The 22,877-nt window shown below is 62.6% G+C and carries 19 protein-coding genes; 12 read left to right on the forward strand and 7 right to left on the reverse strand.

Going from position 1 to position 22,877, the window contains the following annotated elements:
* Positions 1–4: 4 nt before the first annotated feature.
* The 3 genes from PQQ96_RS02845 to PQQ96_RS02855 form a co-directional block, all read right to left on the reverse strand.
* Entirely contained in the window at positions 5–865 is an 861-nt protein-coding gene (locus PQQ96_RS02845) for a heme/hemin ABC transporter substrate-binding protein (protein ID WP_408288617.1), read from the reverse strand.
* Between the two features lie 35 nt (positions 866–900).
* Entirely contained in the window at positions 901–1,977 is a 1,077-nt protein-coding gene (locus tag PQQ96_RS02850; protein WP_408288468.1) for a hemin-degrading factor, read from the reverse strand.
* A 64-nt stretch (positions 1,978–2,041) separates the two neighbouring features.
* A complete protein-coding gene (locus PQQ96_RS02855) occupies positions 2,042–4,324 on the reverse strand; it encodes a TonB-dependent hemoglobin/transferrin/lactoferrin family receptor (protein ID WP_408288620.1) in 2,283 nt (760 codons plus the stop codon).
* 354 nt (positions 4,325–4,678) lie between these two features.
* Between PQQ96_RS02855 and PQQ96_RS02860 the strand changes: the two genes are divergently transcribed.
* Both PQQ96_RS02860 and PQQ96_RS02865 read left to right on the forward strand, forming a co-directional pair.
* Positions 4,679–6,655, forward strand: coding sequence for an aconitase family protein (locus PQQ96_RS02860; protein WP_408288471.1), 1,977 nt, complete (start codon positions 4,679–4,681; stop codon positions 6,653–6,655).
* Positions 6,656–6,791: 136 nt separating this feature from the next.
* Positions 6,792–8,261 (forward strand): MFS transporter, encoded by a 1,470-nt coding sequence (locus PQQ96_RS02865; RefSeq protein WP_408288474.1) that lies wholly within the window; start codon positions 6,792–6,794, stop codon positions 8,259–8,261.
* Here PQQ96_RS02865 and PQQ96_RS02870 read toward each other — a convergent pair whose 3' ends face one another.
* Positions 8,262–9,233 (reverse strand): helix-turn-helix domain-containing protein, encoded by a 972-nt coding sequence (locus tag PQQ96_RS02870; protein WP_408288477.1) that lies wholly within the window; start codon positions 9,231–9,233, stop codon positions 8,262–8,264.
* 470 nt (positions 9,234–9,703) lie between these two features.
* Here PQQ96_RS02870 and PQQ96_RS02875 point away from each other — a divergent pair, with 470 nt between their 5' ends.
* Positions 9,704–11,014: an Nramp family divalent metal transporter gene (locus tag PQQ96_RS02875; RefSeq protein ID WP_408288480.1), complete on the forward strand. Its 1,311-nt coding sequence runs from the start codon at positions 9,704–9,706 to the stop codon at positions 11,012–11,014.
* Positions 11,015–11,065: 51 nt separating this feature from the next.
* On the opposite strand, the gene PQQ96_RS02880 is transcribed toward PQQ96_RS02875, so the two are convergent.
* From PQQ96_RS02880 to PQQ96_RS02890, 3 genes are all read right to left on the reverse strand, one after another.
* The gene (locus PQQ96_RS02880) at positions 11,066–12,031 is read right to left on the reverse strand and encodes a sterol desaturase family protein (RefSeq protein WP_408288483.1); all 966 of its coding nucleotides are present in this window, start codon (positions 12,029–12,031) and stop codon (positions 11,066–11,068) included.
* An 8-nt stretch (positions 12,032–12,039) separates the two neighbouring features.
* The gene (locus PQQ96_RS02885) at positions 12,040–13,056 is read right to left on the reverse strand and encodes a YncE family protein (protein WP_408288486.1); all 1,017 of its coding nucleotides are present in this window, start codon (positions 13,054–13,056) and stop codon (positions 12,040–12,042) included.
* A gap of 176 nt (positions 13,057–13,232) precedes the next feature.
* A complete protein-coding gene (locus PQQ96_RS02890; RefSeq protein ID WP_408288488.1) occupies positions 13,233–14,033 on the reverse strand; it encodes an AraC family transcriptional regulator in 801 nt (266 codons plus the stop codon).
* 97 nt (positions 14,034–14,130) lie between these two features.
* Between PQQ96_RS02890 and PQQ96_RS02895 the strand changes: the two genes are divergently transcribed.
* The 9 genes from PQQ96_RS02895 (at position 14,131) to PQQ96_RS02935 (ending at position 22,877) form a co-directional block, all read left to right on the forward strand.
* On the forward strand, positions 14,131–14,382 hold the full coding sequence (locus PQQ96_RS02895; RefSeq protein WP_408288491.1) for a hypothetical protein: 252 nt from the start codon (positions 14,131–14,133) through the stop codon (positions 14,380–14,382).
* A 39-nt stretch (positions 14,383–14,421) separates the two neighbouring features.
* Positions 14,422–15,387, forward strand: a complete 966-nt coding sequence (locus tag PQQ96_RS02900) for a quinone oxidoreductase family protein (RefSeq protein ID WP_408288493.1) — start codon at positions 14,422–14,424, stop codon at positions 15,385–15,387.
* Between the two features lie 128 nt (positions 15,388–15,515).
* Positions 15,516–16,481, forward strand: coding sequence for a LysR family transcriptional regulator (locus PQQ96_RS02905; protein ID WP_408288496.1), 966 nt, complete (start codon positions 15,516–15,518; stop codon positions 16,479–16,481).
* Between the two features lie 172 nt (positions 16,482–16,653).
* Positions 16,654–17,145 (forward strand): cupin domain-containing protein, encoded by a 492-nt coding sequence (locus PQQ96_RS02910; protein ID WP_408288499.1) that lies wholly within the window; start codon positions 16,654–16,656, stop codon positions 17,143–17,145.
* Between the two features lie 37 nt (positions 17,146–17,182).
* Positions 17,183–18,178 carry a hydroxyquinol 1,2-dioxygenase gene (locus PQQ96_RS02915; RefSeq protein ID WP_408288502.1) on the forward strand — a complete coding sequence of 332 codons (996 nt, stop codon included), beginning with the start codon at positions 17,183–17,185 and terminating at the stop codon, positions 18,176–18,178.
* Positions 18,179–18,274: 96 nt separating this feature from the next.
* Positions 18,275–19,738, forward strand: coding sequence for an aldehyde dehydrogenase family protein (locus tag PQQ96_RS02920; RefSeq protein ID WP_408288504.1), 1,464 nt, complete (start codon positions 18,275–18,277; stop codon positions 19,736–19,738).
* Between the two features lie 6 nt (positions 19,739–19,744).
* Entirely contained in the window at positions 19,745–20,803 is a 1,059-nt protein-coding gene (locus PQQ96_RS02925; protein WP_408288507.1) for a maleylacetate reductase, read from the forward strand.
* A 41-nt stretch (positions 20,804–20,844) separates the two neighbouring features.
* Positions 20,845–22,134, forward strand: coding sequence for an ABC transporter substrate-binding protein (locus PQQ96_RS02930; RefSeq protein WP_408288510.1), 1,290 nt, complete (start codon positions 20,845–20,847; stop codon positions 22,132–22,134).
* Between the two features lie 20 nt (positions 22,135–22,154).
* A complete protein-coding gene (locus PQQ96_RS02935) occupies positions 22,155–22,877 on the forward strand; it encodes an ABC transporter ATP-binding protein (protein WP_408288513.1) in 723 nt (240 codons plus the stop codon).

Consider the following 22,877-nt stretch of genomic DNA (forward strand, 5'->3'; position numbering starts at 1 on the left):
TCCATCAAGCCTCCAGAAGCCGCTGGTTCAGCGCGCTCACGGCGGCCGGCAGGCGGGGGCCGAAACCGAGTAGGAACAGCGCGTCGAGCGCCACGAGGCGCTTGTTTTGTCCCGCGGGTGTCGCGGCGAATCCCGGACTCGCCAGCATGGCTGCCTTGCCGCCCACCGCGCTCAGGCCTTCATCGGTCGTCAGAACAAGATCGGGCGCGGCGCTCACCAGCGCCTCGGCCGAGAGTGGCCGGTAACCGTTGAAGCCCTGCATCGCGTTGCGCGCGCCGGCATACGCGAGCATCGCATCGGCGGCGGTATGCTGGCCTGCGACCATCGCGGCATTGCCGGTGTGATTCAGCACGAACAGCACGCGAAGCGGTTGTGTGCGCTTCGTCAGTGGCGACGCCGCGACCGCGTCGCGGGCGCGCTGCCATTCGTCGTCGAACCGGGCGCGTAGCGCGTCGCCCTGCGGGTTCGCGTCGAGTGCCTTCGCAATGCCGCCAATCTTGTCGCGCACGCTGTCCGCATTGTGTTGCTCAGCGAACGATACGACGGTGACGCCCGCCTGTTTGACTTGCGCAAGGACATTGGGCGGCCCCGCTTCCGCGGAGGCCAGGATCAGATCGGGCCGCAAGGACAACAAACCTTCGGCCGACAACGCGCGCTGATAGCCGACCTTCGGCAATGCGCGCGCGGCGGCGGGGTAGCTGCAGGTCGTATCCGCACCGACCAGCAGGTTGCTCGCGCTGCCTTCTGCGCCAAGTGCGTAGACGACCTCGGCGAGCGCACCGCCGACCACGATCACGCGCCGCGGCGGCTGGGCGAACGCGCGTGGCTGGAGCGCGCCGAGCAACAGCGCGCCACCGCCGAGCATGAGGCGGCGCCGTTGCCCGCTGATACGGCCGCCGCTCACGTTGCCGCTCCGTCTTCGAGTGGTGCAATGCCGGCGATCAGTTCGCGCCACCCGTCGAGTTCAGGTGTGCCGGGTTTGCGCGCGCCGAACAGCATCGCGATGCTCTCGCCGCTGGCGTCGAACAGTTCGAGCGAGGTGACGATGCCGTCGCTGGTCGGCTTGCGCACGACCCATCCGCTCGCAATCAGGTCGCCGCGCAGATGCAGATTGAAGCCCGGGTCGAGCACGTTGACCCACGGTCCCATCAGGCGGATGTTTTTGACGGGGCCGGTATGGATCTGGATCATGCCGCGATTGCCGACGAACACCATGATCGGCAGTGCGCTGTCGGCGGCGCGTTCGAGCAGGCCGTGCAGCGCGTCGTTGGCGACCGGATACGCGTAGCGGCGTTCGGCGAGTCGCAGGGCCTGGGTGCGCGCGAGGCCGAACTTGCGAAGGAGGTCGAAAAATTGATGGGTGTCAGTCATCGCATGCCACTCCGCCTGAAAGGCGGGTACGTCGATATCGCCGTCCAGGTTTTGTGCGGGCGGCGTGAAGGGTTCGCCGAGCTTGAGCCCTGGCGTCTGATCGCGCATTTGCCAACGTTCCACGAACGCATCGAAGGCCGCGTGATTGCTATGTTCGCGCAGAAAAACCTTATGCACGGCATGACCTTGCGCGTCGAAGAATTGCAGGCTCTTCTGCACGCCGTGCGCGGTTTCTTCACGCAGGGCAAAGCCCGAGGCCCACGCGTGATAGAACACGCGCAGATCGATCGCGCTGCCGAGCACGAGACCGATCGTGCCGTCGTGGCTCATATCCTCGTAGGTGCCGTCTTTTTCATGCACGGCGGCCTCATTGCGCGTGAGGGCCATGACCGCGCCCAGTTGCGGCATCTGTTCGAACAGTTCGACAAAACGCGCCTCGAGACGCACAACGTGGGCCCCGACAAACGCAGCGAGCGCCTCGCCTTCGCTAATCCCGAGCGCATGCGCGGCTTCCCGGTTGCGCAGCTTCTGCGCGGTCTTGAGATTGAGAAAATCATGACGCAACTGATTCAATGAAGCTGCATCGTCACGAGCGGAATTCAGCATGATGGGGACCTCGCTTTGCCGGATGGCGGGTTGAAAGAGGAGAACGCGATACGGATGGGCGGCATCAGAAATCCATCTTCATGCTGACCGACACGTTGCGGCCGGGCGCGGTATAAGCGTCCTTGACCGGCGACGAATCGGCAATGCCGCGCACGTCCGACCAGTTCCAGTACTTGCGGTCGAACAGATTGAACACGCCGAGATAGGCGACTACATGTTTGTTGAAGCGATAGCCGCCGCGCAGATCGACCACGAACGACGAAGCCGGTGCGAAACAGGTTTGCGAAGAACAGCTCTTCGGCGTGATGTCGCTCGATTTCTTGGCTGCCTGGAACAGCAGATCGGCTTGCGCGAACCAGCGCTCGCTCGGTTCGTAGCGAATGCCGAACACCGCCGAGAACGGGGTGATCGAATCCAGCGGCTGGCTGGCGGCATTGTCGTTGTCGAGACTGCCCTTGGTGAAAGCCATCGCGGTCTTGAGCGAGAAGCCGTGCGGCAGCGCCCATTCCGCGCGTCCTTCGAGGCCGTGAATGTAGGCCTTTGCATAGTTGACGTACTGGAACACCAGCGGATCGTTGGGGCGTCCGCTGCCGCCCACGGTTTGCTGCGAGATGAAGTCGCGGTAGCGGCCGGCGAACACTGCCGCGCTGTAGCGCAGCGGTCCGAGTCCGGTGCCGAGCTTGCCGCGCAAACCGGCTTCGATGGTGTCGCTGGTTTCCGGTTTCAGGTTCGGATTGCCGATCGAGGTGTAGCCATAGAGCGGATTGGTAAAGCTGTTGTTCACCTGGTCCGGCGACGGTGCCCGGAAGCCATGCGCATATTGCGCGTACGGAATCAGCGCGGGCGACACTTCGTACAGCACCGCCAGACGCGGCGACAACGCGTTGTCGCTCGACGAAACCGGCTTGCCGAGATACTGCGGATCGCCGGTTTTCGCGCTCAGATCGTAGGTATCGAAGCGCAAGCCCGGTGTCACGGTCAAGGCGCCGTAGCTGATCTGATCCTGGATGAACGCGCCGAGCAGGCGGTAGTCGGTGTCGGGGAACGGTTTGTTCGGGAACGCAGCTTCACCTACGCCCGGCACGGTGCCGTCGCGCAGCGCCGTCACACGATCGAGACTGCCGTCACCGCCATACAGCAGCTTGTGCGCGAGAATCCCCGTGCGGAAGTTGCTCTCCGCAAACGCCGACCCGCCGAAGACACGCTCGCCATACGTGCTGAGGCGGGTGCGTGAAGCGGAGGAGCCGCGTGTTTCGTACGAGTTTTGATCCTGCCACGCATCCTGGTAGTACACCTGAACATGTGCGGTCTGGAAAAAGCGGGCAGCGTCGTTGTTGAAGTCGTAGTCGCCGCTATAACGGTTGCGTTCGAGTTTGTCCGCGCCGGTCAGTCCGAGTGTGGTGGGCGGATTGATGGCCGACAGCACGTTCGTATCGATCCGCTGGCGGACGGTTTCGGCGGTGAATTTGAAGGTGTCGTGCGCGGTCGGCTTGACGACGAGCTTGCCGAGCAGCGTTTCGGAGTAGGTGTCCTGCGGATTCGCCGTCGTGCGTTTTGTGCTGGCGGAGTTATTGGTCCCCTGGTTATCCACTTCATGCCCGCGCCGGCCATCGGCGATCAGCATGCCCTGGATCATGTCGTTGCCGCCGGCTGCCTGCACCGTCGCGCCGAAGCTGCGATCGGTCGAGTCGTAGCTTGGGCGCAACGAGAAATACATGGGCTTGTTGTAGATGTCGAGCAGATCCTGCGGGTCTTTAGTCAGGAAGTTCACCGCGCCGGTCAGCCCGTCGCTGCCGTAGAGCGCCGAGGCCGGCCCGCGCAGAATCTCGATGCGTTTGAGCGTGCCGATATCCGCGTAGTCGCCGCGACCCGCTTCGAGCGGGCCGAAGGTGAACGAATAGGGCAGGCGGATACCGTCTTCCATCATCAGAATCCGATTGCCTTCAAGGCCACGGATGTTGATGCTCGAATCGTTGTCGCGGCCGCCGCCCATGGCTGCCGAGGAAGGCCGGTAGGGCGCGCGGCGCACCGTAACACCCGGCTCGTAGCGCAGGGCGTCCTTGATGTTCTCGGCCTGCTGCTCTTCGAGGTCCTCGGCGGTGATGACTGAAACCGATGCGGCTGTGCGGCTCTGGGCCGAAGCCGTGCGTGTGGCGGTGACAGTGACCGGATCAAGCGATCGCGCCGACGCGAGTTGCAGCGGTGCCCGGGGCGATTGAGCCGATTGGGCGAGCGGTGAGGCTTGCGCCATCTGCGGCGCGGCGCCGTCCTGAGGCTGCGTGATATCTGCGGCGTGAGCGGGCTGCGCGGTCCATAGACCGACAACGCCAAAAACGCCGGACAGCATGGTGCACAGCGGACGTCGCGCTGTATTGAGGTGATGCACGTGTGGTTCTCCCGATCAGACAAGCCCGTTTAGCTGGCTGGGTGACGAGAAGCACCTGGCTGGCAGTTCGCATCGATGTGCGGACTGTGTATGTGAAATGGATAAATGAAGGTAACGAAAGCCTTACAAATTTATTGTAAATGAGAATCAATGTCAACTGAGCGGGTGCATAAATTTCTGTGGAATGCGGATGGTTGAATGCGGAATGCGGTGAGCGCCCGGCGCCAATCATCGCCAAACGAGACGTCTGCGTTGCTAGACCGGCACTTCGGCATCGCGAACGCGCGCCGTATAGTGAGTGCAAGGAGATTGCACATGAGCGACACGATTCGTTTGGGCGGCCGCGTGCTGTACCTGTCCCAGGACCCCGCGGTGATCGAGGCCCAACTTGCCGGCGAAAATTTCACGCGCGCCACCGCAGGTGCGCTGCGCGATAACGTCTCCACCGACGAGATCACACCGGTCACCGTCATGCTCACCTATGACGAGCGCCTCGGCCAGTATCCGTACGTCGGCTTCAAGGCGGGCGAGCGCATGCCGATCGGCCGCCATACGATCAAGGACGGCGGCTTCCAGGTGACCGTGGCGGGCAAGCGTTACGGCAAGGGTTCTTCGCGCGAATCGAGCCCGTTGGCGGAGTTGTCGGCGGGCATCCGTTTGATCGTCGCCGAGAGTTTCGAGCGTATCTACCAGCAGAATTGCGACAACATCGGCATCCTGACGACCACGGATTTCTCCGTACTCGATCGTTTGGTCGCGGGAGAGGCGGTGCCGATCGACGAGTTTCTCAGGGGGCGCGATACGCTCACCCAGCAGATCATTCGCAGCGGCGGATTGCTTGCGTACAGCAAGTTTGCGGACTGGCCCGCGCCGCGCGTGCGGGAGACGGCAAACACGGCGAACGTCGGCAACGCTGCAAACGCCGCAGACGCCACCGAGCCGAAGACGCTCGTCGAGAAGATCATCGCGCGTCATCTTCACCCGGGCGTTGAAAGCGCCCAGCGCGGCGACGGTGTGTTCATCGCCGCCGACTGGCGCTTCAGCCACGACTACTTCACCGGCATGTGCGCGCATCTGATACATCGCGCGTTCGGCAAACCCGCGCCGCTGCATGCGCCGGATCACATCATCGCGTTCCAGGACCACCTGGTGCTCGCCTCGCAAAGTATTCCGCATGTCCGCGACGGATTGCTGCCTGGTGTCGCCAATCTGATGGAAGGGCACACGTCGTTTTCGCGCGACTATCCGGTACGCTCGCACGGCGCCCTCGACAACTCGCCGGGTTCCGAAGGCATCTGTCATGCGCTGATGGCCGAGCAGTACGCGTTGCCGGGGCAGGTTGCGTGCGGCACCGATTCCCATACGCCGCAGTCGGGCGCGCTGGGCTGCCTCGCATTCGGTGCGGGCGCAACGGATATCGCCAATAGCTGGGTGACGGGCTACGTGCGCTGCAAAGTGCCGGAGACCTTGCGCGTCGAAATCGACGGCACCTTGCGCGACGGCGTAACGGCGAAGGACGTCGTGCTGCATCTGTTGCAGATGGACGCGATCCGTTCGGGCGGCGCGATCGGCCTCGTGTTCGAATACGGCGGCGCGGCCGTGCGCGCGATGTCGATCGACGAGCGCGCGACACTGACCAATATGGTTGCCGAGTTGGGCGGCTTCACGGGCATCGTGGAACCGGACGAACGCACAGTGGCCTTTCTGAAGGAGCGCCGCGGCGTCGATTTCACCCTTGAAAACTGGATGAAAAGCGATCCGGGCGCGACGTATCGCGACACGATCCGTATCGACGCTACCGCCATCGAACCGATGCTCGCGCGTCCAGGCGATCCGGGCAACGGTGTGCCGGCGCCGCAACTGGAACAGGACGTCGCGATCGATATCGCGTATGGCGGCTCATGTACGGCGGGCAAGCGCGAAGACTTCGATTTCTATCACGAGGTATTGCGCTGGGGCGTGGAGCAGGGCATGCATGTGCCGGAGGGCACGCGTCTCTTCCTGCAATTCGGCACCATGGCGGTCCGCGCGTATTGCGAGCGCCAGGGCTATCTGCCGGTTTTCGAACGCGCGGGCGTGACGCTCGTGATGCCCGGCTGCGGGTCGTGCGCGAATTGCGGACCGGGGCAGTCGGCCGATGCGAACGAGGTGACGATCAGCGCGATCAATCGCAACTTCCCCGGCCGTTCGGGCCCGGGCAATGTCTGGCTCGCCAGCCCGTACACCGTTGCAGCGAGTGCGCTGGCCGGAAAAATCACCACCTTCGAACAATTGAAGCGCGCACGCGGCTAGAATGCTGGCCGGACCTTGAGGTCCGGCATCGTGGTACGCGTGAGACGCGATAATACGAAAGACCGGCACAAGACCGGGCCCGGCGAGCATCATCGTGCATCGCCAGCATGATAAGTATCACCAGGAGACAAACAATATGGCATCCCCCGATCACGCCGGGTCCGTCGCGCGCAGCGCCGGCGGCGCAGCGTCTTCCGCAACCGCGACTGCCGCGGCGTCCACAGCGTCCGTTACTCTCGACGCGGGCAGTATCTCCGCGCGCCTCGACCGCCTGCCCGCCACGCGGTCCATCTGGAAGCTGGTAGTGCTGCTGAGCCTCGGCTTCTTCTTCGAACTCTACGACCTGCTGTACTCGGGCTATGTCGCGCCGGGCCTCGTCAAAAGTGGCCTGCTGACCGCGACGACGCACGGCCTGTTCGGCTCAACCGGTGTCGCGAGTTTCATCGCCGCGCTGTTCAGCGGGCTGTTCGTCGGCACGATCGCATGCGGCTTTCTGGCGGATCGCTTCGGCCGCCGCGCCGTGTTCACGTATTCGCTGCTGTGGTACACGGCGGCCAACGTCGTGATGGCCTTTCAGGACACGGCAACGGGTTTGAACTTCTGGCGCTTCGTGGCGGGGATCGGCATCGGCGTCGAGCTGGTGACGATCGGCACGTATATCTCCGAGCTGGTACCCAAGCAGATTCGCGGGCGCGCTTTTGCATGCGAACAGGCCGTCGGCTTTACGGCGGTGCCGGTGGTCGCGTTTCTCTCTTATCTGCTGGTGCCGCGCACGCTGCTTGGGCTCGACGGTTGGCGCTGGGTGGTGCTGATCGGCGCGCACGGTGCGCTGTTTGTCTGGTGGATCCGGCGCGCGTTGCCGGAAAGCCCGCGTTGGCTCGCGCAGCAAGGACGTCTCGTCGAAGCCGATCGCGTGATGAGCGAACTCGAGGCGAAAGTGCGCAGCGAATATGGCCGTGAGTTGCCGCCGCCCGCGCCACCGGTGCCGGTCGCGCCGCGCGGCAGCTTCCGCGATATGTGGATACCGCCGTACCGCAGCCGCACGGTGATGATGACGATCTTCAATATTTTCCAGACGGTCGGCTTCTATGGCTTTGCGAACTGGGTGCCGACGCTGCTGATCAAGCAGGGCATCACGATTACCACGAGCCTGATGTACTCGAGCGTGATCGCACTGGCCGCGCCAATCGGTCCGGTGATCGGCCTTTTTATCGGCGACCGCTTCGAGCGCAAGACGGTGATCGTGGTGATGGCGGCCGTGAATATCGTGTGCGGGCTGTGGTTCAGTCAGGCGGCGGGCGCGGTACTACTGGTGAGCCTCGGCGTGTGTTTGACGCTGGCGGGCAATATCATTTCCTATAGCTTCCACGCCTACCAGACCGAGCTTTTTCCGACCAGCATTCGTGCGCGCGCGGTGGGTTTTGTCTATTCGTGGAGCCGGTTTTCCGCGATCTTCACGGCGTTTCTGATTGCAGCGGTGTTGAAGCACTTCGGCACCACTGGCGTGTTTGTGTTCATCGCCGGCGCGATGTTGATCGTGATGCTCGCGATCGGTTTGATGGGGCCGCGAACCAAGGGTATCGAGCTGGAGAAGATCTCCCGCTAGCTAGGCAAAGCGCTCCCGTCGTGCGTGTTCGCGCTGGAGCAGTGGTGCGTACGCGTGCAAATCCCGTGGCGCGATGTCGAAGGCACGGCGGAATGCACGCGTAAAGGTCGACGCATCATTGAAACCCAACCCCGAGGCGATGTCCTGGACCTCCAGTTGCGGATAGCGCACCAGTTCGTCAGCCGCCATTCGCAGCCTGCGGTTGCGGATATAGGCGGCGAGGCCGCCTTCATGCTCGAATATGCGGTACACGCTGGCGCGCGAAAGATGCAGCGATGCCAGCACGCTGTCAGGCGACAAATCCGGATCGTGCAGATGGGCCTCGACATACCGGCGCACCTGTCCATAGACCGCCGCACGCACCGCTGCGCGACCGTTGCCGGAAAGCCCCGCATGACGGCCGAAAGCGGCGACCAGTAGCTCTACCGTGGCGAGAAAGGACTGACGCGCTTCCGGCTTGCCCAGCCCGACGATTTGTCGGTTGAGCGCCACCAGGTGCTCGATCAGTAAGCGTGTCAACGGGGTGGTGGCGTGAACCCAGCGGCCATGCAGCGAGGCGGCATCAGGGAACGACTTTTCCACCAGCACTCGCGGCACAAAAAGAAGCAGTATCCGGGAGTGAAAACTGCGGACTGTGCACGGCTGGTCCATGTCCAGCGCGAGGATACTGGGCACGTGCGGTATGGGCGGTGCGTCGGGCTTTGGCTTGCCGCCCAGGAACTGCCCCGGTGGCCCATCGAGGTACACGCTGAAGGTGAGGTCGCGAACGCTCTCGGTCGACACCCGCCCCAACGACCGTACGGCCAGGTTGGGCGCGGTGCGGAAGTCGAAGAGGCTCAGATTGTCGATCGTGTAACGGGACAGCGATGCGTCGAACGTATCGTCAGCCCGCTTTGACGGAGGCTGGATGTCGTAGACAGGACTCATGCGCTCCTGCCAGGCGAGGAAGCTTTGCCGGGCGTTGCCTTGCACGCTGAAACTGCTGTGCACGATGCCGGGTGCGAGCGCCGGTGGCTCCGGCGGCGACCACAAGCGGCTTGGCGGTGCGGCGGTGTGGTGCGAGTCTTCGTTCAATACGGTGCTCATTGCTGGTGGTCGTCCAGTTTTGATTTGCCCGGTGCGGCCGGACTTTATGTTGAGCCTCTAGCCCGCTCGGGGTGCGCTAGTGTGAAAACGATGACAAAAGCGGTCTGACTACCCGTTTGAAATACCCACGCTTTCAAAACGGGCATTGCGGCGCGACTGCGTCAGTTTCTCTTTTCGGCGTGACGAAGCTATGCCTGATTCGCTTATATACTGAGACCGGAATCCTGTCGATTGCTGCAGTAGACAAGGAGTGAAGTTTTGGACCTTACGCGATTCGCATTATCTCGCGTCATTCAGGCTTCTTCCTTGCTGGCGATACTTGTATCACGCGAAATGCACGGTGATCGGAGATGTGCATGCCCAGCTTGACCAACCGACGTAGCCTCACCGATCGCACGACGGTTGCGATTCGCGACGTATTGGCCGGCAAGCGGCCTGGGCTTCGCTCGGCGCTGCTGTTCGCGGGACCCGCTGTGATCGCCTCCATTGCCTACATGGACCCGGGCAATTTCGCGACCAATATCCAGGCGGGTTCACGGTTCGGCTATACGCTGCTGTGGGTCGTGCTGATGGCCAACCTGATCGCGATGCTGTTTCAGGCGCTTTCTGCCAAGCTCGGCATCATTACGGGCCGCAATCTGGCCGAAATGTGCCGGGAGCAGTTTCCGAAAAAAGCCGTCTACGTGATGTGGGGGGTGAGCGAAGTCGCCGCGATGGCGACTGACCTGGCAGAATTCCTGGGCGGGGCAATCGGCCTCGCGCTGCTTTTTAAAATGCCGTTGATGGCGGGCATGGCAGTGACCGCCGTGGTGACTTACGGCATTCTGGTCTTTGAAAAGGGCGGCTTCCGGCCCATCGAAATCATCATCGGCGCGCTCGTTGCCGTGATTGCCCTGTGTTATCTGGTCGAGATGTTCATCGCACCGGTTTCGTGGGGGCAGGCCGCGCTGCACTCGGTCCTGCCTGCAATACCGAATGGCGAAGCGCTGACGATCTCCGTGGGCATTGTGGGCGCCACCGTCATGCCCCACGCGATCTATCTGCATTCCGGCCTCACACAAGACCGGGCGCCGGCACGCGACGCGGGCGAGCACCGTGCCTTGCTGCGCTTCTCGAACCTGGAAGTCATCATTGCGCTGTCCATCGCCGGCCTCGTGAACATGGCGATGGTCATGATGGCGAGTGCCGCATTCCATGCCGGCCACAGCGATGTCGCCGAGATCGAGACGGCCTACCATATCCTGACGCCGCTGCTCGGCGCCGGCGCGGCGGCCGTCTTCCTCATCTCGTTGATCAGTTCGGGGATTTCCAGCTCGGTTGTCGGCACGATGGCCGGCCAGATGATCATGCAGGGCTTCGTCGGCTTCCGGATCCCGATCTGGGTGCGGCGCCTCGTGACCATGATCCCGGCCTTTGTGGTGGTCGGCCTCGGGGTGAATGCCACCCAGGCGCTGGTGCTCAGTCAGGTGGTGCTTTCCTTCGCCTTGCCGATCCCGATGGTGGCCCTGGTGCTGTTCACACGCCGCAGGGACATCATGGGTGAGTTCGCCAACGGCCGGTTGACGGACATCGCAGCGATCGCCGGGACGGTGATCATCCTTGTTCTCAATCTGGTTCTGCTGGTTCAGACCTTCGGCGTCAACATCCCGGGACTGCCGGCAGGCTAAGTCAGCGCGCCACACCGCCGTTCGGAGGTGTGGCTGCGTCCCTGAATGGGGTCAGGAACTGCGACGTGCGCGGTTGGATGATTGCCGGAACTCGGAGAGGAAGTACTGCAAGCCGCCCAGTTGTTGGGCGACGTAACCGCCGCTTGCCATCGATTCCGGCGCGCGCCGGTCGCCGGTGGCCGGATACTCGTCGGAGAAGTCCGCGGTACGGAACAGAATGTCCCAGATAGGGAAGACGGCGCCGTAGTTGCAGGAATTGCGGCCCGCCGCGCGCAGACCGTGATGCAGCCGGTGAAAGCGCGGCGAAACGATCAATCTGTCACCGAGCCAGCCGAAGGACATTTTAATGTTGGCGTGGCTCAGGCTTTCGATAAAGCGCATGACGAGGAACAGCAGCGGAAACTGCAGCGGCGGAATACCGATCGCGAGGCCGACGACGCCGAACCAGAGCGCGGCAATCAGATCGTCCAGCAGATGGTTCCGGTCGTCAGACCAGAAGCTCATCTGCCGTTGCGCGTGATGCAGCGCATGCAACGCGTACCAGCTCCGGAATGCATGCGACAGACGATGACGCCAGTAGTCCGCGCAATCCAGAATCAGCGCGTACGCGACGAAAGTGATGAAGGGGTGCCCGAGCAGCGGCGGCACGAGCGTTTCCAGCGTCGGCGGGATATAGCCGTGGCTGACCACAAAACCGTTCACGATCACCTGCGCCTGGTAGAACAGCAGGAAACTGACGATCGGCAACACGCCGACGCGGTTAAGAATCGTATAGAACGCGTCGACCACCACCGCCTTGCGATCTCCCCACTTTTCGATCGGAAAGAATGCCTCCAGCGGCCAGCAGATCGCGTAGGTGACGATGACCGCGAAGAACCCGTAGACGCAAATCAGCATCCAGTCGAAAGAAAGTTCTTCCCACTGCATCCAGCCGAAATGGTAGAGCACCGGCAAGACGAGATACTGATCGATTTCGCCGGCGAGCGCGTTAAACAGCCTGTCGAGGAATATAAGCATGACGTGCTTTACAAGGTTTCTGCGGTGATCAGGCCGTGCCGGGTCAGCTCGGTGCTCAGGAAGATGCCATGCGGAGAACGGCCTACGTTAATAGTTTCGTAGTTGCCGCTGGCCGGATCCAGCACCGCGACCTGCTCGCGAAAGCGCAGCGTGATCCATAGCTTGCCATCCGGCGCGACGTTGATGTCGTCGGGGCCGGCAGCATGGAACGGATAGGTACGGCGCAGCGCAAAGGTGACAGGATCGAGCGCCACCAATGAGCCGCCGATGCGGTTGGTCACGTAGAGCGTCGAGCCATCGGGTGTGAGAAACACGTTGTGCGGTCCGACGCCGGTTTTAATCCGCCGCAGTACCTCGCCGGTAACCGGGTCGACTTCGGCCACATGATCGCTACCCATCACACACACGAGCACTTTGCCGTTGTGCCAAAGCACACCGGCGGGGGTGGCGCCCACTTTCGACTTCCAGCGTACCGTCATGTTGGACAAGTCGAACGATACGAGGGTGCCCGATCCCTGCATGGAGTTGAAGCTCCAGCGCGAATCCGGCGAAAAGTCGAGGTGGCTCGGCATGGAGCCGGGCGAGAAGCGCTTCGCCAGGCTCAGGTCGTCGGCGCGATAGACGTCGACATAGTCGAGCCGGAGGGCGTTGACGACGAGGTATTTGTGATCCGGCGTAAAGCCGAGTTGATACGGATCGGCAATGACCTTTTGGCCGAGCGCGGTACCCGTGCGCGGATCGACAATGAACAGCGCGTTGCCACTGGCGTCCGCGATATAGAGCTTGCTGCGGTCCGGCGACAGTGCCCAGTGACTGGGTTCCCGCAGCGTGGGCAACGTACGGACGACCTGGTGCGTCGCCATGTCGATAACCGAGACGCTGGCCTCACCGGAATTCATCACGATGGCCAGAGAAGGTGCCGCGGCAGCGGCGAGCGCAGAGCGAGGCGAAATAAAGGGAGACAGACTGATGCTCAACGGAATGGCGAGGCTACGGCCAAGCAATGCGCGACGTGAAAGCTTCATGTGAGCGTGTATTTCGGAGCGGAGGGTCGCCTGTGGCGACGAGGCGGATAGTGCATAGCTTACGCCGCTCAATATATCGCGCCATCCTTTCAAATCCGCTATCGCACCGCATCGCCGAAACGCTGATGCCGATGCGGGCGAGGGCGGTTGTTATATGGCATTCAGCGTGTTTCGGATCAGACGGCAGTCTTATTGTCTGGACTTTCAGCGGTGACATATCGGCCTGGCGTCGTCCCCATGACTCGTCGAAACATGTCGATAAACGCGCTGACGTTGTCGTACCCGAGTTCAAGCGCAATCGTCGTCACAGGTACGCCGTCCGCGACCAGCTCGAGCGCGCGCAGCAGGCGGGCCTGCTGACGCCATTGCGCGAACGTCAAGCCGGTCTCCGCCACAAAACGGCGGCTCAGCGTACGTGGCGAAACACCGGCCCACGCGGCCCATTGCTCGAAGCGGCGGTGATCCGAAAGATCACTGGCCAACGCGTCCGTGATCCGGACGAGTCTTGGATCTTCGGGGCGCGGCAGACCCAGCGATTCCGCTTTCGCCGCGGCTAGTTCATCGACGATAACGCCTGCAATGCGCGTCTGCGCTTCGTCGAGTTCGATACCCGGCCAGGTCGCGGCGCGTCGCACGGCTTCGCGCAACAAGGGGGTCGTCCTGATTGCACGAGGCTCCCGAGGTAGCGACGCGCACTTTTCTTCGGCGATAAAAACGCTCCACCCTGAAAACGGGCCATACGAACGCACGGAATGGACACAATGCGGCGGAATCCACATCGCATGTATCGCAGGCACGACCCAATGCTGCTTGTCGAGTCCGATCGAGACGAGGCCGCTCAGCGCCCCCATGAGCTGCCCGCGCGCATGGCTGTGTGACGCCGTCTCGCGCGCTTCGCTTTGTGTCAGTTCCGCCGCGGCGAGGTACGGGCCTTCCTGCGAGGTCACGAGATCGGGACGAATGATGTAAGAAGGCATGGCCGAAACTCCGTATGGTATGGCCTTTATACCGGAGACGGGCCGCTCCTGCACGACTACACTGAATCCGTTCTTATCACGACCGGAGTGCAGTGCAATGCGAGCAGACCAGATTCTTCCCGATCACGTCGATCAAATTGACCTCAACGGTACGATGGTTCGCAAGGGCACCGTCGCGGCCTTTCTCGCCAATGCGCGTATCTGGACCGATGAAAGCGCGAGCGATGAGGCGCGCGCGCATGCCGAGGCCGACATCGTCGAGGGATTGTCGGCACTACGCGCCATCGGCTTCTTCGATGTGGTCGAGATCCGCGATGTTTCGCTGCGCAAGTGGCTCGACACGCATTGATTTCGCGCCCCGGTTCGGTTTTATTCTCAAGGAATTTTCATGAAAGCCGCAGTCGTCAAAGGCGCGGGCCAGCCCCCCGTTTACGAAGACTTCGATCGCCCCGATGCCCTGACTGGCCATCATCTGATCGACGTCACCGCTTCGGCGTTAAGTCGGGTCACTCGCTCGAGAGCAGCGGGCTCCCATTACTCCTCGTCGCACGTCTTCCCATTCATTGCGGGCGTCGATGGGGCGGGACGTCTCGAAGATGGCCAGCGTGTCTATTTCTTCGCACCGCACGCGCCGTTCGGCGCGATGGCGGAACGCAGCCTCGTGCCCGAGACCCACTGCGTACCGCTGCCCGATGCGCTCGACGACGTCACGGCCGCCGCGATTGCGATTCCGGGCATGTCGTCCTGGGCGGCACTCACCGAGCGCGCTAGGTTCGTGCCGGGCGAGACGGTGCTGGTCAACGGTGCAACGGGCGCCTCCGGACGACTTGCTGTCCAGATCGCGAAGTATCTCGGCGCGGGCAAAGTCATCGCAACCGGTCGCAATCCGGCCAGCCTTGAATCGCTCAAGCGTGCCGGTGCCGATTTCACGATTTCGCTGGAACAGGACGAAAGCAGTCTAAGACGCGCTTTCGAATCGCATTTTCGCGAAGGGGTGGACGTCGTGCTGGATTACTTGTGGGGACCCAGCGCACAGTCGTTGTTGATCGCTGCGGCAAAAGCATCGCCCGAGGCGTATCCCGTCCGCTTTGTCCAGATCGGCTCGGTCAGCGGCGCCGATATCGTGTTGCCGGGGGCCGTGCTGCGCGCGACCGCGATAATCCTGCTGGGCAGTGGAATCGGCAGCGTCAGGTTGTCTCGACTCCTGCACGCGGTAAAAGAAGTGCTCAATGCGTCCATACCCGCCGGACTTCAGATTGCGACAGAGGCCGTGCCGCTCGCGGATCTGAACCTGCATTGGGGAAACGCCGAAAGCCCGGTTCGCACCGTTTTCACGCTCCCTTCGCGCCGGTAAGTGTCGGCAACCAAACTCGATAGTCCGCACGAGATGGCGCGCCGACCCTTCCGCGTCCAGACTCCCGAAGCAGACTACACTTGCGTTGACAAGACAGGCTGCCGGCCACGGTGCCCGAGGGAGACACGATGGACCTATTCATGTCGATGGAAGCGTTCGTGCGGGCGGCGGAAGCGCAAAGCTTCGCCGGTGCCGCGCGCCAACTGGGCGTCGCCAAATCGGTGGTGACCTCGCGCGTCAAGCAACTCGAAGACCATTTCGGCGTGCCGCTCTTTCATCGTTCGACGCGGGCGGTGCGCCTGTCGGAACTCGGCGAGGCGTACTACCGTGAGTGCGCCGAACTGGTCAACAAGGTCCACGATCTGTCCGGCCGCTCGCGAGGCGATCCGCAGGCGCTTGCCGGGACGCTCAATATCCATGTGCTGCCGGGCTTCGCGCTCGGCCATTTTTCGCAAACACTGATCGAATTCCGCGCCGCGTATCCGCGCGTCGAGTTCGTCGTGACTGTCAACGACCGGGTGATCGATCCGGTTCAGGAAGGCTTCGATCTGGCGTTGCAGATCTATCCGCCGGCGTCGAATCTGCTGGTGGAGCGGCGGCTGTTTCCCGTGCGCGGCGTGCTGTGCGCCGCGCCGGGTTATCTGAAGGAAGAGCCGGTGATCGACACGCCGCTCGACCTGCTGCGGCACGATTTCGCTCGTTACTCGTACTATCCATGGGGCGACAAGTGGCCGCTAATGCGCGGCAACGAGTGCTTCGAAATCGCACTGAATCCGGTGCTGAAAACCAATAGCGTGCACCTGCTGCTCGAGTTCGCGCGGGCCGGTGCGGGGGTCGTCTATCTGCCGACCATGGTCGCTGCCGCCGATCTGCTGGAGCACCGCCTTGAACGCGTGCTGCCGGAGTACGCAGCCCCGCCGCTGTGGCTGTCGGCGGTCTATCCCGCCTCGCACCGCTCGACCACCAAGGTCAAGGCTTTCGTCGACTTCCTGCGCGCCCGCTATCTGCGCGAACCGCAGTGGGACAGGGCGCTGGGCATTGCCCCGCCGGACGACGAGACGAAGAGCGTCGGCGAGGAATTAGCCGAAGACTGAGCGCCACCGGAGGCCGCTCCGGGTTCTCCACCAGGTAGTTCCCCTGGCGCGATTTTGCAGCACCCATGGTTCGCGTTTCCCGACCCTCAGATCATTGCTGTTGCGTCTGCCGCCACTTAATCTTCGATCCATGCAACGCATTCGTGGATTCGTAGATCAACTGGAGGAAGACATGCAACAGACCTGGTTCGGCAGCCTGGACAACTTTCGGAAAGGCTCCATCGAAATCATCAAGGGCAAACCGGAGCATTACGCGATGTCGAACGTGTTCGACGTAGCGAGCCGCGCTGCGCCCTACGAGAAAATCGTCGTCGGCAAGAATCTCAAGTACGTGATCGAAACGCTGCGCGCGGAAGGTTCGTCGCCGTGGTTTGCTGCGTCGCACGATGAATTCGCGGTCGTACTCGACGGCGAGATCGACGTCTATTTCATCAAACCGTCGGACGGACCGCTGGTCGACGTGCAGACCGAAGGCAGCGTGCGGCTTGAAGGCCAACCGTCGGGCCAGTCGATGGGTTATGTGCGGCTGCGCCGCGGCCACCAGGCGCTGTTGCCCGCGGGCGCGGCTTACCGCTTCGAAGCGGTGAAGAAGGGCGTGGTGCTCGTGCAGACGATCCTCGGACGCAATTCGGTCGAGAAGTGGGCCGACATCTGCATCCACTGATTCTCTCTACACGAACGATCCTCTCCTGGAGCCCATCATGGACAAAACCAGCACACTGCAAAGCGTCACCGCGAGCGAGGCCGATACGGTTACCGGCTATCGCGTGTTCCGTCTCGGCGACTTCGAATTCAGCCGCGATGCCTATTTCGCCACCGTCAGATGGCCCGCCAAAGGCCAGACCCGCTCACACCAGATGCACGCCGACGACTTCCTGCGCGCCATGATGCGCGATGTTGCGTGGGGCTTCTTCTACGGCTGGGTCAATTTCGATGAAGTGATCGGCACGCGCAATCACTACGGCAAGGTCGACATGTATGCCGGCGCCTATAACGCGAGTTTCAAGGAAGCGGGCGTCGACCATATGCAGCAGTTCGATACGCCGCTCATCATGGCGACCTTCAAGGCGATCCTGAAGGATTGGGTCAACGAAGGCTTCGATCCGTTCGCCGCGCCCGAAGAAACCGGCTCCGCGTTCGGTACGAAACATGGCGACAACATCGCGGCCATCGAGCGCACGCGTATTGCCACCAAGCGCATGCCGGGCCTCGAAGGCGATTCGCCGCTGCGCGACGACTTGCCGATCAACCGCCAGTTCGCCGACGTCGACCAGGACGAACCGGAGATTCACGCCGAGCCAGGCTTTGAGAACACCTTGCATGCGTTCAGCCTCTTCAAGTACCTGTCGCGCTCAGACGTGACGTGGAATCCCTCGGTCACCTCCGTGTGCCAGCAAAGCCTGTTCTGTCCGACCACCGAAGAGTTCGTGCTGCCGGTGTTCCATGGCAACGACCGCGTCGAGTGGTTCCTGCAACTGTCCGACCAGATCATCTGGGACGTCGGTGACAAGGACAGCGGCGAGCCGCGTGCCCGCATCACGATGAACGCGGGCGATATCGCCGCGATGCCGGCCGACATCCGTCACAAGGGCTACTCGCAGAAACGTTCGATGCTGCTGGTGTGGGAAAACGCCACGCCCGATCTGCCCAAGCGCTACGAAAGCGGTGAACTGCCGCCGTACCCGATCCAGATCTAACACCCAGACATTCCCTCCGATCGTCGATCGAACGGCGCCAGACCGCTGGCGCCGCAGGGAATGTCACGTCCAAAGTTTTACTTGCATAGGACTGTCATGCAAACGCAACTCTTCATCGGCGGCCGCTTCGTGCCGGCTGCAAACGGCGAAACGCTCGCCTCCCTCAATCCGCACGACAACTCGGTGATTGCCGAAGTCGCGATGGCCGGACCCGCCGATGTCGACCGCGCCGTGGCGGCGGCGAAAGCAGCGTTTCCGAAGTGGAGCAATCTCGCCGCGATGGAGCGGGGGCGCTTGCTGCTCAAACTCGCTGACGCGATCGAAGCGAACGCCGATGCGCTCGCGCGCCTCGAATCGCTCGATACCGGTCACCCGATTCGCGACACACGCAATCTCGATGTGCCGCGCACCGCGGCCACGTTTCGCTATTTCGGCGGCATGGCCGACAAGTTCGAAGGTTCGGTGATTCCGGTGGAACAGGGCTTTCTCAACTACATGACACGCGAGCCGGTCGGCATCGTCGGGCAGGTGGTGCCGTGGAATTTTCCGCTGATGTTCACGAGCTGGAAGATGGCACCCGCGCTTGCCGCAGGTAACTGCGTAATCATGAAGCCCGCGGAACTCACACCGCTCTCGAGTCTCGCCATTGCAGAACTGATGGCCGAAGTGGGTTTCCCGGACGGTGTCGTCAATATTCTGCCGGGCCTGGGTCATGTGGCCGGCCAGTACATTGCCGAGCATCCGGAGATCAGCAAGGTCGCCTTCACGGGTTCCACGGCAGTGGGCCGCAAAATCGTGCAGGCGTCGAGCGGCAATCTGAAGAAGGTGCAGCTCGAACTCGGCGGCAAGGGCGCGAACATCGTGTTCGGTGACGCGAATATCGATGCAGTTGTGCAAGGCTCCGCGTTCGCGATTTTTCACAACCAGGGGCAGGCGTGTATCGCCGGCTCGCGGATGATCGTGCATGAATCGATCGCCGATGAAGTGCTCGAAAAGTTCGTCGCGCTTAGCCGCACGATCAAGATCGGCAATCCACTCGATCCACTCACCGAAATGGGGCCGCTCACCTCACGCCAGCATCGCGACCGCGTGCTCTCGTTTGTCGACGTTGCGCGTGAGCAGGGCGGTCGTGTGCTGTCAGGCGGCAAGGCGCCGGACGATGCCGCGCTGGCGAATGGTTGCTACGTCGAACCGACCATTGTCGAAGCGAAGCTGGAGGATCGGGTGTCGCAGGAGGAGGTGTTCGGCCCGTTCATGACAGTCACGACATTCCGCACCGATGAAGACGCGCTCGCCATCGCTAACGGCACTGAGTACGGCCTCGGCGCGGGCCTCTGGACACGCGACCTGCAGCGCGCACACCTGGTGGCTCGTGAGATTCGCGCCGGCATGGTGTGGATCAACTGCTACAAGCGCGTGAGTCCCGCATCGCCGTTCGGTGGTGTCGGCGCGAGCGGCTATGGCCGCGAAATGGGTTTTGAAGCGATGCGCGAATACACGCAGCCCAAGTCGGTCTGGGTCAACGTGGATGCGCAGATTCCGCCTTACTACCCGCGCTGACCCGCCATGGAACCGTTCATCTACAACGGCCTGCCGTCGCGTGTGATTTTCGGCGTGGGCAGTCTCGACCAGCTCGATCGTGAGATCGGTTTGCTCGGCGCCACCCGGGCGATCGTGCTGTCTACGCCGCAACAGCGTGCGCAAGCCGAAGCGTTGGCCGCAAGCCTCGGCGCGCGGGCGGCGGGTGTCTACGCCGAAGCGGTGATGCACGTGCCGGTCGAAACCGCGCGCGCGGCCCGTGACTTTGCTGCGAGCGTCGGCGCCGATTGCGCGATTGCAATAGGCGGTGGCTCGACCACGGGTCTCGGCAAGGCGATCGCGCTCGAAACCTCGCTGCCGATCGTCGCGATTCCGACCACTTATGCGGGCTCCGAAATGACGCCGATTTACGGCCTCACCGAGGGCGGCGTGAAGAAGACCGGTCGTGATCTGCGCGTGCTGCCGAAGACGGTGATTTACGACCCGTCGTTGACCACATCGCTGCCTGCCGCGTTGTCGCTCACGAGCGGCATCAACGCGATTGCGCATGCGGCCGAAGGGCTCTACGCGCAGGACACGAATCCGATCGTCGCGCTGATGGCGGAAGAGGGCATCCGTGCGTTAGGTCAAGGTCTGCCTCGCGTCATGCAACAGCCTGGCGATCTCGCCGCACGTGGCGACTGTCTCTACGGCGCCTGGCTCTGCGGCGCGGTGCTCGGTAGCGTCGGCATGGCGTTGCATCACAAGCTGTGTCACACGCTTGGCGGCACGTTCAATCTGCCGCACGCGGAGACGCACACGATCGTGTTGCCACACGTGCTCGCCTATAACCGCGAAGCCGCACCTGACGCGATGAAGCGCATCGCTCGCGCATTAGACGCCGGCGATGCCGCCCAGGGTGTTTTCGACCTGGCTCGCGATCACGGCGCCCCCACCGCATTGAAGGACATTGGTGTGAGCGCAACCGATCTCGACGTCGCGCTCGATCTCGCGTTGAAGAACCCGTACTGGAATCCGCGGCCGGTCGAGCGAACGCCGCTACGTGCGCTGCTGGAAGCTGCTTTCGAAGGCAGACGACCGGATTAGCGCGAACGCCCCCACTCATACAAAAAACTCAGGAGACAAGCATGGACAGCCATTCCTTCGACGCGAAGCGCCGCCGCTTCGTCACACTCGCCGCAGGCGGCGCGCTCGCCGCGTCAACGTCGGCGTTCTCGCCGCTCGTCTTTGCCGCCAGCCCACGCACGCTGAAAATCGGCTATGTATCACCGCAAACCGGACCGCTCGCGCCGTTCGGTGAAGCTGACCGCTTCACGATCCAGCAGATGCAGACGGTGCTGAAAAACGGCATCGTGACTGGCGGCAAAACGTACCCGGTGACGATTGTCGTCAAGGACAGCCAGTCGAACCCGAATCGCGCCGGCGAAGTCGCCAACGATCTGATCCTGAAGGACAAGGTCGACATCATGCTCGTCTCCGGCACGCCCGAGACCGCGAATCCAGTCAGTGATGCGTGCGAGTTGAACGAGATGCCTTGCGTGTCGACGGTGGTGCCGTGGCAGCCGTGGTTCTTCGGCAGAAAGGGCGATCCGAAGAAAGGCTTCCGCTTTACCTATCACTTCTTCTGGGGCTTGGAGGACGTGATCGCCGTCTACACAGGCATGTGGCAATCGGTGCAGACCAATCACAGTGTCGGCGGACTGTTCCCGAACGATGGCGACGGCAACGCATGGGGCGACGCAAAACTCGGCTTTCCGCCCGTGCTCGCCCAAAAGGGTTTCACGCTGAAGGACCCGGGTCGTTTCCAGAGCATGACGCAGGACTTCTCCGCGCAGATCTCGTCGTTCAAGCAGGCGAACGCGCAGATCGTCACTGGCGTCGTGATTCCGCCCGACGCCAAGAACTTCCTCGTTCAGGCACGTCAGCAAGGCCTGAAGCCCAAAGTCATTTCGATCGGTAAGGCATTGCTGTTTCCCACTTCGATCGAAGCGCTCGGCGATCTCGGCGATGGACTCTCCACCGAGGTGTGGTGGTCGCCGTCGCATCCGTTCAAGTCGTCGTTGACGGGACAAAGCGCGCGGCAAGTTGCGGACGACTACGAGCGCGTCACGTCGAAGCAATGGACGCAGCCGATCGGCTTCGCGCATGCGCTGTTCGAAATCGCCGTCGACTCGTTAAAGCGCGCGAAAGATGTCGACTCGAACGAAGCGATCCGCGACGCCGTGGCCTCGACGAAGCTCGATACGCTGGTCGGCCATGTCGCATGGGGCAGCGGGCCGGTGAAGAACGTTGCGAAAACACCGCTCGTAGGCGGGCAATGGGTGAAAGGGCAGAAGCATCGCTTCGATCTCGCGATCGTCAACAACCAGCTCGCGCCGAGCGTGCCGCTGTCCGGCCCGCTCAAGCTGATCTCGTGAATGCCTGACGGAGAGCGGCGATGAACCCAGTTCTCAGACTCACCAGCGTGTCGAAGCGTTATGGCGCGCTGCAGGTGACCGACGACATCAGCTTCGCGGTCGAACGCGGTGAAACCTACGGCATCCTCGGCCCGAACGGTGCCGGCAAAACTACGCTATTCAACCTCGTCAGCGGCGACGTACGGCCCGATCAGGGCAGCGTCGAATTCGACGGCGCGGATGTGAACCACTTGCCGCCGCATCGCCGGTGCGCGGCGGGAATCGGCCGCTCGTATCAGGTGCCGCGGCCGTTCGGCGGCATGACGGTGTTCGAGAATCTGCTGGTCGGCGCGACCTTCGGCGGTGAACTGGCCGAGCACGCCGCGTACGACGTCTGTATCGATGTGCTCGAACGCACCGGTCTCAAAGCGCGCGCCAACCAGTTGGCCGGCACGCTGGGGCTGCTCGACCGCAAGCGCCTCGAACTGGCGCGGGCGTTGGCCACGCAGCCGAAACTGCTGCTGCTCGACGAGATCGCGGGCGGCCTGACCGAACCTGAAACACACGAACTCGTCGACGAGATTCGACGCGTCAAGGAGCGCGGCGTGACGATCGTGTGGATCGAACACGTCGTGCATGCGCTGCTCGCGGTGGCCGACCGGCTGCTCGTCATCAACTTCGGCAAACGGCTCGCTGAGGGCCTGCCGGCCGCCGTGATGGACGACCTGGAAGTGCGGCGCGTGTACCTCGGACTGGAGGCATGA

It is taken from the genome of Paraburkholderia sediminicola, assembly GCF_046027825.1.
Taxonomy (GTDB): domain Bacteria; phylum Pseudomonadota; class Gammaproteobacteria; order Burkholderiales; family Burkholderiaceae; genus Paraburkholderia; species Paraburkholderia sediminicola_D.